Source organism: Sphingosinicella rhizophila (genome assembly GCF_032378825.1).
GTDB lineage: Bacteria > Pseudomonadota > Alphaproteobacteria > Sphingomonadales > Sphingomonadaceae > Allosphingosinicella > Allosphingosinicella rhizophila.
The window spans coordinates 90,400-105,903 of record NZ_JAVUPU010000009.1 but is presented as its reverse complement, the minus strand read 5'-3'; the positions used below and the strand labels follow the sequence as shown (position 1 = coordinate 105,903).

General features: G+C 64.5%; 13 protein-coding genes. 9 read left to right on the top strand and 4 right to left on the bottom strand.

What is annotated here, in order from left to right; genetic code table 11:
* Positions 1-43: 43 nt before the first annotated feature.
* Together RQX22_RS16160 and RQX22_RS16155 are read left to right on the top strand one after the other, a co-directional pair.
* Positions 44-391: a hypothetical protein gene (locus RQX22_RS16160; protein ID WP_315727717.1), complete on the top strand. Its 348-nt coding sequence runs from the start codon at positions 44-46 to the stop codon at positions 389-391.
* Between the two features lie 650 nt (positions 392-1,041).
* Entirely contained in the window at positions 1,042-1,902 is an 861-nt protein-coding gene (locus RQX22_RS16155; RefSeq protein ID WP_315727715.1) for a class I SAM-dependent methyltransferase, read from the top strand.
* Between the two features lie 18 nt (positions 1,903-1,920).
* Here RQX22_RS16155 and RQX22_RS16150 read toward each other — a convergent pair whose 3' ends face one another.
* On the bottom strand, positions 1,921-3,009 hold the full coding sequence (locus tag RQX22_RS16150) for a DUF2817 domain-containing protein (protein ID WP_315727713.1): 1,089 nt from the start codon (positions 3,007-3,009) through the stop codon (positions 1,921-1,923).
* Between the two features lie 181 nt (positions 3,010-3,190).
* Here RQX22_RS16150 and RQX22_RS16145 point away from each other — a divergent pair, with 181 nt between their 5' ends.
* Entirely contained in the window at positions 3,191-3,883 is a 693-nt protein-coding gene (locus RQX22_RS16145) for a GntR family transcriptional regulator (protein WP_315727711.1), read from the top strand.
* A 68-nt stretch (positions 3,884-3,951) separates the two neighbouring features.
* Here RQX22_RS16145 and RQX22_RS16140 read toward each other — a convergent pair whose 3' ends face one another.
* Together RQX22_RS16140 and RQX22_RS16135 are read right to left on the bottom strand one after the other, a co-directional pair.
* Complete coding sequence (locus RQX22_RS16140) at positions 3,952-5,310, bottom strand: MFS transporter (protein WP_315727709.1); 1,359 nt, start codon at positions 5,308-5,310, stop codon at positions 3,952-3,954.
* Positions 5,311-5,434: 124 nt separating this feature from the next.
* A complete protein-coding gene (locus RQX22_RS16135) occupies positions 5,435-6,658 on the bottom strand; it encodes a phytanoyl-CoA dioxygenase family protein (protein ID WP_315727707.1) in 1,224 nt (407 codons plus the stop codon).
* 342 nt (positions 6,659-7,000) lie between these two features.
* On the opposite strand from RQX22_RS16135, the gene RQX22_RS16130 reads away from it, so the two are divergent.
* The 3 genes from RQX22_RS16130 to RQX22_RS16120 all read left to right on the top strand — a co-directional run bounded on the left by RQX22_RS16130 (position 7,001) and on the right by RQX22_RS16120 (position 10,624).
* Positions 7,001-7,531, top strand: coding sequence for a glycine cleavage system transcriptional repressor (locus RQX22_RS16130; RefSeq protein WP_315727705.1), 531 nt, complete (start codon positions 7,001-7,003; stop codon positions 7,529-7,531).
* 85 nt (positions 7,532-7,616) lie between these two features.
* Positions 7,617-8,987: a serine hydrolase domain-containing protein gene (locus RQX22_RS16125; protein ID WP_315727703.1), complete on the top strand. Its 1,371-nt coding sequence runs from the start codon at positions 7,617-7,619 to the stop codon at positions 8,985-8,987.
* An 8-nt stretch (positions 8,988-8,995) separates the two neighbouring features.
* Complete coding sequence (locus tag RQX22_RS16120) at positions 8,996-10,624, top strand: N-acyl-D-amino-acid deacylase family protein (protein ID WP_315727701.1); 1,629 nt, start codon at positions 8,996-8,998, stop codon at positions 10,622-10,624.
* A 13-nt stretch (positions 10,625-10,637) separates the two neighbouring features.
* Here RQX22_RS16120 and RQX22_RS16115 read toward each other — a convergent pair whose 3' ends face one another.
* Positions 10,638-11,117: an Lrp/AsnC family transcriptional regulator gene (locus RQX22_RS16115; RefSeq protein WP_315727699.1), complete on the bottom strand. Its 480-nt coding sequence runs from the start codon at positions 11,115-11,117 to the stop codon at positions 10,638-10,640.
* Between the two features lie 95 nt (positions 11,118-11,212).
* Between RQX22_RS16115 and RQX22_RS16110 the strand changes: the two genes are divergently transcribed.
* From RQX22_RS16110 to RQX22_RS16100, 3 genes are read left to right on the top strand one after another with little or no spacing between them, the layout of a single operon-like run.
* On the top strand, positions 11,213-12,412 hold the full coding sequence (locus RQX22_RS16110) for a diaminopropionate ammonia-lyase (protein WP_315727697.1): 1,200 nt from the start codon (positions 11,213-11,215) through the stop codon (positions 12,410-12,412).
* Positions 12,409-13,638: a Zn-dependent hydrolase gene (locus tag RQX22_RS16105; RefSeq protein ID WP_315727696.1), complete on the top strand. Its 1,230-nt coding sequence runs from the start codon at positions 12,409-12,411 to the stop codon at positions 13,636-13,638. The genes RQX22_RS16110 and RQX22_RS16105 overlap by 4 nt, the downstream gene beginning before the upstream one ends.
* A 50-nt stretch (positions 13,639-13,688) precedes the next feature.
* Complete coding sequence (locus RQX22_RS16100) at positions 13,689-15,428, top strand: cytochrome c biogenesis protein DipZ (RefSeq protein WP_315727694.1); 1,740 nt, start codon at positions 13,689-13,691, stop codon at positions 15,426-15,428.
* Positions 15,429-15,504: the final 76 nt, after the last annotated feature.

Genomic DNA, 15,504 nt, shown 5'->3' with positions numbered 1-15,504 from the left:
GAGAGACACGTCCGTGCTCCCGCTTGCCTGACAGGAGATCGCCATGAGCAATCGAGACGCGTCCGTTCAAATTCGCGTGTCCCCGGCCGCCGTCCCATCCTCCGGCCATCTCGCCACGCCCCGGCGAAAGCAGTCGCAGGATACGGTCGCAGGATGCGAAGAACGGGCAGCCGCCAATCTTGCCGAAGCTGCGACCAACCTCACGGCAAACGGGCGCCGGCGCCTGGAGATGAGCGCCGCGGCATGGACGGAGCGCGCAAGTCTCCTGCAGAGAATCCACAACAGCTTCGAAAAGCGTAAGGCGCTGGACGCCGCGGAATGGGAACGCGCGGACGCCGACGAGATCCGAGCCGAAAATGGGCGAACGGAGTTTCACGATGTCCTGGCATAAGGCGGCCGCAACGGATCGCAACGCCGGGTCGGAAGGATTGGCAGGGTGAGCCTGCACGAATGGTTCGGGCGACATCAACCCAATTTGAAGACCAGCCATTGGGACAGGGGCTATTTCGTGAGCCGCTGCACGATATGTGACGACGAAATGATCAAGCTACCCGGGCTTCCCTGGCGACTCCTTCGGCGCGAATTGCCGCCGGCCGCGCCGGGAGCAGGAGGCTGATCCCGGTCGCTTCTTCGCTATCGAAACCGAACCAGTTGTCGCCCATCACGGCACAAGGACGCGCAAGTGCAACTCTACGCAATAATTCATGATGCCTCACTGAAGCCGCTCCGGTGCCAGACCGCGAAGGGCACATTGGCAATCGCAAGGGGATGGTCCATTCAGGGCAAGCGAAACATCCAGATCTCCGTGCAGGACGGTGAGACCCTTTCGCTTCTTGAATTTGAGGAACTGAGCGCCAGCGCCGGATCGGACGTCGCCACGTCAGTCTGATCGGCGTTTTGTCGGGCGGCGGCCGCCGCGCTGCGCTGTTCCCCACCGGCGGGGCAATTCCGAAATATCCGCACCGCGCATAATCTTGACCTCGCGGCGGCGCGACGTGACAAATTGCGCACTTCAAGCCGGAAGGGACAAGGAAGCGATATATGGCGATCGAGCATGAAGCCGTCCCCGACCAGGCCACCCTCTGGAACGGTCATGCCGGCCATGTCTGGGTGGAGGCACAGGAGATGATCGGCCGGCTCTTCAAGCCCATCGAGGAACCGCTCGTCGAGGCGATCATTGAAAACAGGGGCCGAGAGGTGCTCGATATCGGCTGCGGCACCGGCGGTACCACGCGTGCGATGGCGCGTCACTTGGGCAGTGACGGTCATTGCACGGGGGTCGATATCTCCGCCCCCATGATCGATGCAGCCCGGGCCCGGACCCGGGAACAAGGCCTTTCCGCGACCTTCCTGCTCGCCGACGCGCAAAGGCATGACTTCGGACGCGCGGTCTTCGATACCATCCTGTCGCGCTTCGGAGTGATGTTCTTCGACGATCCCGTTCAGGCATTTGCCAATCTCAGGCGCGCCGCAAAGGCTGGCGCCCTGCTCCGCTTCGTCGCATGGCGAGATCCGGCCGAAAATCCGTTCATGACGACCGCCGAGCGGGCTGCGGCACCTTTCCTTCCGGACATGCCGAAGCGCGCGCCCGACGCGCCGGGACAATTCGCTTTCGCGGATCGGGATCGTGTCCGCCGACTCATCAGTCAAAGTGGTTGGGAGCGGATCGAGATTCAGCCGGCGGATTTCAGCTGCAGCTTGCCCGAAAGCGAACTCGATCATTATTTCACCCGTTTCGGGCCGCTCGGCATCCTGCTGGGCGAGGCGGATGAGGCCACGCGCAATCGCATCGTCGCGGCCGTCCGGCCCGCTTTCAGTCCCTTCGTGCACGGTGACGAGGTCCGCTTCACGGCCGCTTGCTGGATGATCAGCGCCCGATCGCCATCGATCGCGGAGGATTGAGGATCGGTCCGAACGCTTTCAGAGAATGCGATCCAGTCGTTCCGTCAAGGCGACCGTGCGATTGAGAATGCCGAGGCCGCTTCGCAGGATGTCGTCGCGCCATTGCGGAGACGACGGGTAGAAGAGCTCCCGATATTGCGCCGATGTCCGACGCCCGAAATCGCTCGAAGGATTTCCATAGGTATGGATGAAGCTGTTGGCACGGAACAGCTGGAACGCCTCACCGACATCGGCCGTGCCGAATTCGAGCCCCACGAACAATATCTTCGGCCCCTCGCCGTCTTCCCAGATCTGGTACGGCGGCTTGGGGTGCGATGGAATGAGCGGATCGGAGCCCGGAATGAGCAGAATGTCGGGATAATGTTCCCGGATGAAATCGGCCTTCGGACCATGCTCGTCATAAGGCACGACCGATGCCTGTCCGGAGGCGCCATAGCCGGTATGGATATCCACCACGAGCGCCCGCTCGACACCGGCAAGATGGTCGCGCCCGATTTGCTGGACGACATTGCGGGACCAGGTCGCGCCCGCGCCGTGGTAGGTGACTCCGCGCGGATAGGAATGCTGCCCTTTGCGGATCACGCCGATCGCACCGTCCATGCCGCACTCGTCGATCAGTTCCTGAAAGATCCGATCCGACTTTTCGCGTTCCGGCCCGGTCCACTCCCGAGGGTTGATGCCTTGTTCGTAGCGTTCGTAGAGCGCGTTCCGGACGAAGGGCTGCTTGTCGTAGACGAGGTTACGGAATACATCCGCATTATCCTCATTCTCGCGCCGGTTCCAGGCGCAGCCCCAGGGATTGACGAGGTGGACGAACAGGATTCCCAGCCCGGGTGCGAGCGGGTCGAAATCCCTGCCCGCCAGAGCGGCGATCTGGATCGCCGATCCCGCATAACCCTCGATCCCGTGCGTGCCCGAGACCACAACCAGCATGGTCTCGGGATCTTCCGGACCCAGAAGCGCTACCGAAGTGGACAGCGCCTCGCCATTGGGACCAGGCGACGGATGATCGTAGCGCGAGAGGACGGCGCCGGCTTGTCGCGCCGCCTGCGCGAATTTCTCGGTGGCGGATTCCACATCCTCTGCAAAAAACGCCTCGCTTGTCACGAATGTCTCCCACCCCGGCTCCCACGTTCTTTCCGTATGTGTGATCATAAATCAAGAAGGCTTTTTTCTTGATCCAACCGCGATTAAATGAGCCGGTCGGCACCCCCGAGGAAGAGATGGTTTTCGTGCTGGATCGGCATGGGCGAAGCGGGACTTCCGGCTGCGGCGGAAAGGGAGACGGATGAACAGGGAGGTCTTCCGACTGCAGCCGATCGATACCAGCACGCTGCACGAACGGGCATATCTTCAGCTCAGGAACGGGCTGATGGCCGGGCTCTTCCGGCCGGGCGAATCCGTGACGCTGAGAGGCGTGGCCGATGCCCTTGGGACGAGCGTGATGCCCATCCGCGAAGCGGTCCGGAGGCTGGTATCCGAAAGGGCTCTCGAAATGCCCAACAGCAGGAGCATCCGGGTGCCCTCGATGTCCCTGGCCCATTTCGACGAACTTTGCGCCTGCCGTCTCCTGCTGGAAGGTGAGGCCGCATTCCAGGCTGCGGCGCGTTGCAGCCCGGCATTGACTGCCCGGCTGGCGGACCTCGACCGACAATATGGCACCTTCGCCGCTGCTGGAGACACGGCCGCGATGCTGGCGGCCAACCAGGCCTTTCATTTCACCCTTTATCGAGCCGGCGGCAGCGAGTTGTTATTCTCGATGATCGAAACGCTCTGGCTGCAGAGCGGACCTTATCTCAACCTGTTCATCGCATCGGAAGACACGGCCCGCGAGTTGGGCGAAACGGTTGCTCCATCACCGCATAAGGACCTTCTCACCGCTCTACGCCGCAAGCGAGGAGAGGCGGCCCGCGCCGCCATCGTCGCCGACATCAGCGACGCCGCCATCATGTATCGGGCAAGGATCGAAGCCCTTTCGTGATCGGACCAGCGTTTGAAGATTGACCGCTTCTGCTTTCCCTCCTGCTGGTGTGGATCGAAAGACGAACGTCAACGACGTGCCGGCTGTGCCTTAGTGGAGTCGATGGCCTCCCCGGACATTCGCATGACCCGCTCGTAACGGCGATCGGCCAGAACGAGGCAGCAGAAGGCGACACCCAGCAACAGGGCCGACACCGAAGCTAGCGAAAGGTAGAGCTTGCCAGGGTCACGGAACACATGGTCCGTCGCCAAGGCGAAAACCGTCATCCCGAAGCCGCTGCCGACCAGGTTCGCGATCAGCAGATAGACGGCCGATACGCGGGCGCGCATCGACACCGGCGCGCTGTTCACGATCGCCGCAGGGGCAGCAACGGCAGCAAAGGAAGTCAGGGTCAGCGCGACGAAAATGCCGGCGAAGGCCAGGCCGCCGGCCGGCGCCAGCGGGCTGAGCGCGGCGAAGGGCAACATGCCGGCTACCGCCAGCACCAGCACAGTCACCGCCGCGTCGCGGTGACGCCTTTTGCCGATCACCCCCATCGCCCATGCGGCCAGCGGCGCGCCAGCCACGCCCGCCGCCAGCGAGGCGATGCCGATCGCGGAGCCGATCTGCGGCAGGCTCCAGCCATAGCTCCTCGAAAAGAGCGGGGCGAGCCAGCCGACATAGCCGTTCACGAAAAGATTGCAGAGCGTTACGGCCACGACCAATGGTACCAGGAAGGATGCCGCCTTGCCGACAAAGGCCAGGAAGGCGCGCGTGTCCGCGGCAGGTTCGGCCTTCTCGCCCTCGGCACGCGATCGGGCGCCATGCCGACGCGGCTCGGGCAATAGCAGCATGAGCGCGGCCACCGCGAAGCCGGCCGCACCGACGCAGACGAACACCGCGCGCCAGGGATCGAGACCGCCGATCCAGGCCGGTGCCGAGTCCCGGAAATAATCGTGCAATGCAGCGCCGCCCAGGAAAGCCGTGGCCGAGCCGATCGACATACCGAGGACGAAGATCATCAGCGCCCGCGGGCGGTCTTCGCGTGAGAACCGGTCGGAGATAAGCGAATAAGCGGCCGGCAACAGCACCGCCTCGCCGAGGCCTACACCCATGCGCGCCACGAACAAGGTCTCGAAATCGGGTGCGAAGCCACAAGCGATCGTCAGCGCGCTCCAGACGATGATCCCGATCATGATCAGCTTCGCCCTATCCCAGCGATCGGCGATCCAACTGAACGGAACCGCCAGGGTGGCGTGGCACAAGGCGAAGGCGAAGCCGGTCAGCAAGGCAAGCTGGACATCCGACGCATCCAGGCTTGCCTTCATGGGCTCGATCAGGATCGCCGGCAGGGTCCGATCCGTCCACGACAGGGCATATGCGACCATCAACAGAAAGGCCGCCGCCCAGGGCGGGCGCTTGCTGCCCTGTACCAGGCCCGCGCTCATGCGGCGCGCGCAATGCCGGTTGTGGCGCGGAAGCGGCCGGCGCGGGACTCCGCCGGCCCGTTCCGGTCAGGCAAAACCGCCCGTCCGGGTCCGAGGCCAAAAGTTGCGGGATATGTCGGAGGCATCAGCGCGGGAGGCCGGAGGCATCCAGCGCACCGACCGGAGAATCGGGCCGCCGGACCATCTTCCCCTCCATCGGCCCCTCGACGCCGCCCAGGCTTCCGGTGCAGCGGAAGCCGAGCATGATCCTGACTTTGTCGTCCAACGTCTCGAACACCTCCGGCAGGATCGACAAAGCATAATTTTCCTGCGTCCGCATATAGGACCGGACGAAGAAGCTGGCGAGGACATGCCTTGGATTGTCGGTGACATTGTTCCCCACCGAGTGCCAGACGCGGCTGTCCAGCAGCAAGGCGGTTCCGGCTTTTCCCTCGGCCGCGATCGTTCCTTCGGTTGCGAAGGGATCGTCCGGCGCCATATCGGCACGATGGCTGCCGGGTACGATCCGCGTTCCGCCATTCGCTTCACTGACTTCGTCGAGAAACCAGAGGATGTTCAGGCCCATCGGAAACGGGACCTTCGGCTGCACGCAGATCTGGTCATAATGCAGGATGCTGGGAACATTGCCCGGCAATGCGATTTGCGCGACATATCCATAGAGAAGCGCGTGGCTGCCCAGGCGCTCGGGGACGACGGCATCGATCAGCGGATTGAGCAGCAGATCGTGGAAGGCCCGCCCCTTGTTGATCAGGTTCCAGATCCGTTGGGACGATTCCCCGATCGAAGCCTTCCCCGCGGCGCGCTCGCCCGCCGCCTGCTCGAGCACCCGTGTTCGGAGCCTTGAAAGCTCCTCCTGCGACAGCGCACCGTCGATCAGGGCATAGCCGAATTCATCCAAATCCCAGCCGGCCCGATCCCGATCGCGCGTCGCGACCGGCAATGTCCCGACCACTTTCACGGCTTGGACAAGCGGCTTGCCGGTCAGAAAATCGCCAAAGCGCATCGCCATGGAAACGGAACCCCGCCGGACGCTCAGCCCGCCAAAGACGAGCGCTTGCCTGGGATCCAATTCTCCCTTGATCATCAGCCTCAGGCTTTCCTCCCGGACGAGAATTTCGCTGTCCACCCCCGGACCGAGCGGCCCGGTTCGCCTCGCAGATCCATCGGCGATGAAGCCGAGATCGTCGTCGAGCAGCACGCCGATCCGGCCTTCGAATCCGCTTCGCTTTCCAAAGAGGGCATCAATCAGGTTCCTGAAGTCATCGACGACCTCCGGCGTCACATCCTTCGGCTTCTCCTCGAGCCGATCGAGCGTCGATCGCGTCGCTCTGGATTTGCCGCTTTCCATGCTTTCGCCTCTCATGGTTCGACCTTGGCTTCCATGTCCTGAACAGACGGATCATCTGACGGTCCAGGACGTATCACCTTCTCCACCCGCAAGGGAAAAATGGCGGACGACAAGGTCCGGCGGTCTTCGCATATCGGCGCGAACTTCGCCATCTGCGCCCGCGAGCATTCTGGGCCTTCGTCTTCGCCATCCTCCTTTTCGCCCCAATCGCTGGAGCCCTATCCGCCCGCAAGAACGAGGCGGTGCGACCATCTTCTGAACCGTGCTGGACTGAATCCGCACGGCTTGCTCTAATGGGTCGGACAGCTATCGCGGCAGCCGCGAACCGGAGGATATGAATCGATGACGATCCAGGTGATCCTGTCAGCGGTCGGAAGCGACCGACCCGGCCTGACCCAGTCGCTGGCGGACGCCGTCCTGTCTGCGGGCGGCAATTGGCTCGGCAGCCACCTCAGCCGGTTGGGCGGCAAATATGTCGGGTCGGTCCTCGTCGAGCTCGACGAATCCGATCTTTCGCGCCTGCAGCGCGCCATCGAGAATGTGGATGCCGGCGGACTCCACGTTTCGATCGTCCCTGCCGGCGAAGAGCCTGCCGCCCCCGGGACGGCCCTTGCCATCGAACTTGTCGGCCAGGATCGTCCCGGCATCGTTCGTGAGGTCGCCGCCGTGCTGGCCGGACTCGGCGTCAACATCGAGGATTTCGCCTCGCGGGCCGAAAACAGCGCCTGGTCTGGCGAACGTCTGTTCCGGGCCGTCGCGCGCCTGAGCATTCCGGCCGGAACCTCCTTCGATCAGGTCCAGTCCGCGCTGGAATCGATTTCCGGCGAGATCATGGTCGATCTTACCATCGCGCGCACCGAGGCGAAGAGCTGATCGGCGGGGCCCCTGACGGCGCTACTGGCACCCCAGGCCGATTTCCCATAGCCTCCCCATCCTGACACTCTTTCGGGGAACAAGAATGAAGACCAAGTTGCTTTCGTGCCTCCTCGCTTCGGCGCTGCTATCCTCTCCGCTGCAGGCGGCGGACATGGACAAGGTGAGGCAGGCGATCGCCGATCCCAAGGGCATGGCGGCACCCGGGTGCGTCGCCGGCGCCTTCCGCAACGGCACGACATTGTTCGTGACGTCGAGCGGCGCCGCCGACATCGCAGCTGGCAAACCCCTGGACGGAGATACCCTCTTCTACGCCGCCTCGGTCTCCAAACAGTTCACCGCCTTGGCGGTCGCCATCCTGGCCACCCGGAACAAGATCGACCTGGACGCCGACGTCCGCAAATATCTGCCGGATCTGCCTGCCTATGAAGTCCCCGTCACGGTCCGGATGCTGCTGAACATGACAAGCGGGATCCGCGATTCCCTGGAAGTGCTTCGGCTGGCGGGCGTGACCGACTGGTCGGGAACCAAGAAGGACACGGCCGTAAAGCTGCTCTACCGGCAGAAGGAAACCAACTTCCGGCCGGGCACGGACTATAGATATTCCAATGGCGCCTATCTGCTGCTTGCCGAGCTTGTGGAGCGTGTCAGCGGCATGCCCTTCGCGGACTTTGCCAAACTATCGATCCTGAAACCGCTCGGCATGGAGCGCAGCCATTTCCTCAACGATCACCGGCCGAGCGTAGCCAATGTGGCGCACGGCTATGTGCTGAAGGACGACATTTACGAGATACGCGACACCTATCCGAGCTTCAGCGGCTCCGGCGGGCTGATGCTGTCGGTGAACGACCTTGCCCGTTTCGATCATGACATAGCCGTCGGACATAAGGTCTGGACACCCGCGGTGCGCAAGATCCTGCTGGAACCCGGCAAGTTCGCCGATGGCAAACCGGTTATGATAGGCGACTCCGGCCTCGCTTATGCGGCCGGCCTGATGGTCGGCCAGCGCCGCGGCCAATATTATGTCGGCCATGGCGGCGGCGCCGAGGCCTTTCGCCATATGTATGCGCGGCTGCCCGAACGCGGGCTCGGCGTCGCGGTCTTCTGCAACCGCGCCGACAAGGATCCGCAGCAGCAGTCCGATGCCGTGATGAACGCCGTCGAAGCGAACATCCTCGCCGCCCCGGAAGCAGCCGGGCCCACGTCCGCAAAGCCCGACGGCCGCTACGCATCCGAAGAATTGATGGCCACCTACGATATCGTGACGGCCGGCGATCAGCTCACCGCCAACGTCTCCTCGCCCTTCGTCACCGAGGCCACTAAATTCGAGTTCACCCGCAAGGGCGACAAATGGGAGGGCGCCTATGGCTCCGCCCTCGCTTTCGATTCGGATGGCCAGGGCTTCACCATTTCCAGCGAACGCGCCAAGGCCATCCGCTTTCGGCGGATGGACTGATCGGGACCATGGATGATATCCACTTTGGCAGGCGATTGAAGACCGTTCTCGCCTGCGCCTTTCTCGTCGCGGCGATAGGCGCCGCACCAGCCGCGAACGGGCAGGAAAGCAGCGACGTCGTCATTCGCGGTGGCGCCATCTTCGACGGCACTTCCACGGCGCCCGTGGTGGGCGACGTTGCGATTGCGGGCGACAAGATCGTCTATGTCGGGCCCACTGCCGCCAATCCCTACCGGGCGAAGCGGATCATCGATGCCCGCGGCAAGATCGTCGCGCCTGGTTTCATCGATCCCCACACCCATGCCGAGGAATTTCTTACCGGCACCGACACTGCGAAACGCCTGAATCTTCCATGGCTGATGCAAGGCGTGACGACTGTGTTCGCAGGCGTGGACGGCTACGGCCAGCCTGACGGCAGGAACGAAGTGGGCGCCTTCCTGGACGCCGTCGACCGCAACCCGGTCGGCACCAACGTGGCGGCTTATGTCGGCTTCGGCGCAGTTCGCCAGAGCGTGCTCGGCGAGAGCGACCAGGCTCCCGCGCCGGCGCAACTCGAACGGATGAAGGCGATGGTGGCCAACGGCATGTGCGAAGGCGCCCTCGGTCTGTCGGCCGGGCTTTTCTACGCGCCGCAGAGTTTCGCGAATAGGGAGGAGGTCATTGCCCTCGCCCGGGAGGCGGGCCGGCGCGGCGGCGTCTACGACACGCACCAGCGCGACGAATCCTCCTACGGGATCGGCCTGATGGGATCGATCGCCGAAGCGATCGAGATCGGCCGGGCGGCGGGGATCCCGGTCCATTTCGCCCATCTCAAGGCCCTCGGCGTAGACGTTCATGGCATGGCGCCGCAGATCGTCGCCGCGATCGATGCCGCGCGGAAAGCCGGGCTCGACGTGACCGCCGATCAATATCCCTGGGAGGCTTCGGGCAGCGCGCTCGAGCCGGCCTTGTTGCCCCGCTGGGCGCTGGCCGATGGACGCGAAGCCATGCTGGCACGGTTCGACGATGCGGCGGCGCTGGCAAGAATAAAGACGGAGATGCGCGAAAATCTCCGCCGCCGGGGTGGCGCGCAGTCGGTCCTGCTGACCGAGCCGGGCCAGCCCTGGACGGCCAGGCGCCTCGCCGAAATGGCGGAGGCATGGCAGACGGATGCCATCGATGCCGCGCTGCGGATCATCCGGCAAAGCGCGAATGGCAGCCCCGTCGTGTCCTTCAACATGGTGGAGGCCGATATCGAGCTGCTGATGAAGCAACCCTGGGTGATGACCGGATCCGATGGATCGGACGGTCATCCGCGCATGTATGCCACCTACCCCCAGAAATATGCCAAATATGTCCTGGACCGGAAGACGATCGACCTCGCCACCTTCATCAACGGCAGCACCAGCCGGGCGGCGGACAGTTTCGGGCTGGACCGGCGCGGCCGGCTCCGGGCGGGCCATTTCGCCGATATTCTGGTCTTCGATCCGGACAGCTACCGGCCGCGCGCCGATTATGTTCATCCGGCGGTGTTGAGCGAGGGCGTCGATACGCTGCTCGTGAACGGCGCCGTCACGGTCAGCGACGGCAAGCCGACCGGCATCGCCGCCGGACGGGGGCTGAAGCAGGTGCCTCCCGCCGGCACCTGCGCTTCGTGACGAGCGCCGCGCGCTACACCGGCACCGCCAGGCCGGTCTTGACGCGGTCCATCGTGATGAAGGTCTTGAAACGGCGGACATTGTCGTCGGCGAAGAACAAGCGGCGCGTCAGGGCCTCATATTCGCCCATCGACGACACCGTCACGACCAGCACGAAGTCGGCGTCCCCGGTCACATAATAACATTGCTGGACCTCCGGCGCATCAGCGAAGCGGCGCTTCATCCCGTCGATCCGATCGGTCCGTTCGCTTTCCACCTCCACCTCGACGAAGATGGTCAGCGGCCGCCCGACCAGATCCGGATTCACGACCGCCATGTTCGCGACGATGAAACCGGACGCTTCCATGCGCCTGATCCGGCGCTGGACGGCCGGAGCGGACAAGCCGATCGCCTCCCCTATCCTTCTTTGGGTGGTCATATTGTCCTGCTGCAGGATGGCGAGAATGTCCCGATCGAAACGATCCAGATCATGAGAAGCGGGAGGGCTGGTCATCGGCTATCCTGACGAAACAAACTTGCATCTTCATGGGCAAATCAGAGCATATTTATCGGAAAAGAAGAACTAGAATTGCTGCAAAGGGAGGAATCATGTTTCTCGTCAACAGCCACCGCAGCCATCGCCAGCCGCTCGATCCCCGCGACGCGTCGATATTCGAAAATGCCGACGATCATGTCGCCGCCTATCTGTCCTGCCGGCCCGACCACCGGCCGACAGCGCTCCTTTCGCTCGAAGCCCTGGCACGCGAAGCGGGCGTCGCGTCCGTCCATATGAAGGATGAGGGCACGCGCTTCGGCCTCGGCAGCTTCAAGGCGCTCGGCGGGGCTTATGCCGTCGCCACCCTCCTGCTGGAACAGGCAAGCCGCACGCTGGGCCGCAGGATCGGCTTCGACGAAATGACCTCCGCGCCGGTGCGAGAGGTGGCCGAGGGGCTGACCATGGCCTGCGCGACCGACGGCAATCATGGCCGGTCGGTGGCGCAGGGGGCGCAAATGCTCGGCGCCCGCTGCGCGATCTTCGTCCATTCCGGCGTGAGCGCCGAACGCATCGCTGCCATCGCGCGCTTCGGCGCGGAGATGATCCGGGTCGAGGGGACCTATGATGATTCCGTCGCGGAGGCGACGCGGGTCAGCCGTGAAAGAGGATGGATGATCGTCTCCGACACGTCCTGGCCCGGCTATGAGGAAATTCCCGGCCTCGTCATGCAAGGCTATACGGCGCTGATTCGCGAAGCGATGCATGCGCTGTCCGATCGGCCCACCCATGTGTTCGTCCAGGCCGGCGTGGGCGGGCTCGCCGCGGCGGTGGCCGGCTATCTGGAGCATCTCCATGGCGGCGACCGGCCGGCCGTGGTCGTGGTCGAACCCGGTCGGGCGGCCTGCCTTTTCGAAACGGCCCGGGCCGGGCAAGTCGTCAAGATCCCCCACGGCGAAGCGACCGTGATGGCGATGCTCGAATGCTACGAAGCCTCACCGACCGCGTGGCGCATTCTCTCACGCACCGCCGATGCCTTCATGACCGTCGATGAGGAGGATGCCGTCGCGATCATGAACCGCCTCGCCCGCCCGCGCGGCGGCGACCCCGCGATCGTTTCCGGGGAAAGCGGCGGCGTCGGTCTCGCCGGCTTCGTCCGCGCCGTTGCCGACGCGCATATTCGGGAGGCGTTGCGGCTTGGGCCGGATTCCCGCATCTTCGTGATCAACACCGAGGGTGCGACCGATCCCGTGCGTTACCGCGAATTGGTCGGGATCGCGCCCGAGCAGGTCGGCGAAGCGGCGGTTCCGGCATGAGCGCCCGCTCGATCGATGCCGAACGCCTGCTGGCCCGGCTCGTCCGGCTGGGCGAGGTCGGCCGCGACGATGATGGCCGGCTCATTCGCCTCGCCGCCAGCGATGCAGACAAGATGGCGCGCGACCTGGTCTCGTCGTGGATGGAGGAAGCGGGGCTGGACATCATCGTCGATCGGATCGGCAACGTCTTCGGAAAATGGTCTGTCGGAGATGCCGACGCGGCACCAATCATGCTCGGTTCCCATATCGACACGGTCGTCAATGCGGGCATTTACGATGGCCCCTATGGAATCCTCGCCGCTTTGGAGGTGGTCACCGCGCTCCGGCCGGTCCGGCACGACCTCAAGCGGCCGATCATCGTTGGGGCCTTCACCAACGAGGAAGGCGCCCGCTACGCGCCCGACATGATGGGCTCGCTCGTCTATGCGGGCGGCCTGGACCTCGACCGGGCGCTGGCGACGATCGGCACGGACGGGACCGTCCTCGGCGAGGAGCTTGCGCGGATCGGCTATGCCGGCACCGCCGCCCCGGGCTTCGTCACACCACATGCCTATATCGAGCTTCATATCGAGCAGGGGCCGGTCCTGGAGAGCGAGGGAATTGCGATCGGATCGGTCGAGAACCTCCAGGGCATTTCCTGGCAGAAGGTGAAGATAGAAGGCACCGCCAACCATGCCGGCACCACCCCCATCGCGCTGCGCCGCGATGCCGGCCATGCGGCCGCGCGGGTTATCACCTTCCTGCGCGACCTGATGGACTCGAACTCACCGGGCGGCGTCGCGACGGTCGGCTCGATCGCCTTCGAACCCGACATCATCAACGTCGTACCGGGCCGTGCGACCTTCACGGTGGACTTGCGGGACCCGGTCGAAAGCCGGCTGCGGGACCATGAAAGGGCCCTTGCCGCCTTTCTGGACGATCTCGCGAGCCAGGGCTTCGCCGTCACCGTCGAAACGCTGACCCGGTTCGAGCCCGTCATCTTCGACCAGGGACTTTGCGCACTGATCGACGAAGCCGCGCGGGAGCGCGGGCTTTCGGTCCGCCGCATGACCTCGGGCGCCGGCCACGACGCCCAGATGATGGCGCGCATCTGCCCGTCGGCGATGATCTTCATTCCCAGCCGCGACGGCATCAGCCACAATCCGCGCGAACATAGCGATCCCGACCAGATCGCCGCAGGCGCCGACGTGCTTCTCGACGTGGTGGCGAAGCTGGCGACGCAGTAGCAGGCCACAAGCCTTGATCGGACGGGCCCGCCACGCCATTTAGAGGCCGGATGCTGCTTCTTCTCCTTTCCTATCTGGGCGGCGTGCTGACGATCATCAGTCCGTGCATCCTTCCCGTTCTGCCTTTCGTCTTCGCCCGCGCCGGCCAGCCCTTCCTGCGCAGCGGCCTGCCGATGCTTGCCGGCATGGCTTTGATGTTCATGGCGGTCGCGACCCTCGCCGCAGTGGGCGGTGGCTGGGCGGTCCAGGCCAATCAATATGGCCGCTGGGCGGCGATCCTTTTGCTCGGTTTCTTCGGCCTGGCCTTGCTCTTCCCGGCGCTCGCCGACCGCGCGATGCGGCCGCTGGTCGCCTGGGGATCCCGCCTCTCGCAATCGGCCGACAAAGGCGGACCCGGCGACCGGCCGAGCATCGGTTCCTCCTTCCTGCTCGGCATCGCCACCGGGTTGCTCTGGGCGCCCTGCGCCGGCCCGATCCTCGGGCTGATCCTGACCGGCGCCGCGCTCCAGGGCGCGAGCATCGGCACGTCGCTCCTGCTGCTCGCTTATGCGCTCGGCGCGGCCACCTCGCTTGCGCTCGCCTTGCTGATCGGCGGACCGCTGTTCAAGTCCATGAAGCACTCGCTCGGAGCCGGCGAATGGATTCGCCGCGGGCTTGGCGCGCTGGTGCTGATCGGCGTCGCCGCCATCGCGCTCGGTCTCGATACCAACTATCTCGCCAAGATCTCGACCGCACAGACCAACGCCATCGAGCAAAGTCTGGCCCGCACGCTGGGGATGAAGGACGAGATGGACACCACTGCGGTCAAGGAGAAAGGCGGCAAGCTCGATCTCCCTGTCGAAGGCGTCCTGCCGCCGCTGGACGGCATCACGCATTGGATCAATTCGCCGCCGCTCACCCGCGAGCAGTTGCGCGGCAAGGTGGTGCTGATCGACTTCTGGACCTATTCCTGCATCAATTGCCTGCGCAGCCTGCCTTATGTCCGGGCCTGGGCGGAACGGTACAAGGATGACGGCCTGGTCGTGATCGGCGTCCACGCCCCCGAATTCGCATTCGAGAAGGATCTCGACAATGTCGCCACGGCGGTCCGCGACCTGGACGTGACCTATCCGGTCGCCGTCGACAATGATTATGCGGTCTGGCGCGCCTTCAAGAACCGCTACTGGCCCGCCCATTATTTCATCGATGCCCAGGGACGTGTCCGCTACCATCATTTCGGCGAGGGCAATTACGCCCGGTCGGAACAGGTGATCCGGCAATTGCTCGCCGAGGCGGGCCGCGATCCCGGCACGGCCGCCGCCCGCGTCGCCCTGGAAGGCGTCGCAGCGGCCGCCGCCATCCGCTCGCTGCGCTCGCCCGAAACCTATATCGGCTATGCCAGGGCGGCCAATTTCATGTCGCCGGGCGGTATCGTTCGAGACCGGATCAAAACCTATGCCCCTGCCCCGCTCACGCTCAACCAATGGGCGCTGGACGGCCGCTGGACGGTGGAACGGCAGCAGGCCCGGCTGGAACGCGCCGGCGGCGGCATCACCTACCGCTTCCACGCCCGCGATCTCCATCTCGTGCTCGGCAACGCCCCCGGCAAGCCCGTCCGCTTCAGGATCCGGATCGACGGCAAGCCTCCCGGCGACGACCATGGCGTAGACGTCGACGCGGCCGGCAACGGCACGATCGACGGCCAGCGCCTCTACCAGCTCGTCCGCCAGAAGGGCCCAGTCACGGAGCGATTGTTCGAAATCGAGTTCCTCGACCCGGGCGTCGAAGCCTTCGCCTTCACCTTCGGCTGAACCCGCCTCCTACCAGATTCGCCCGCGTCGATCGGGTGCCAGATAGAGAACCTGCCCCTGCTCTTCGTCATAGGCG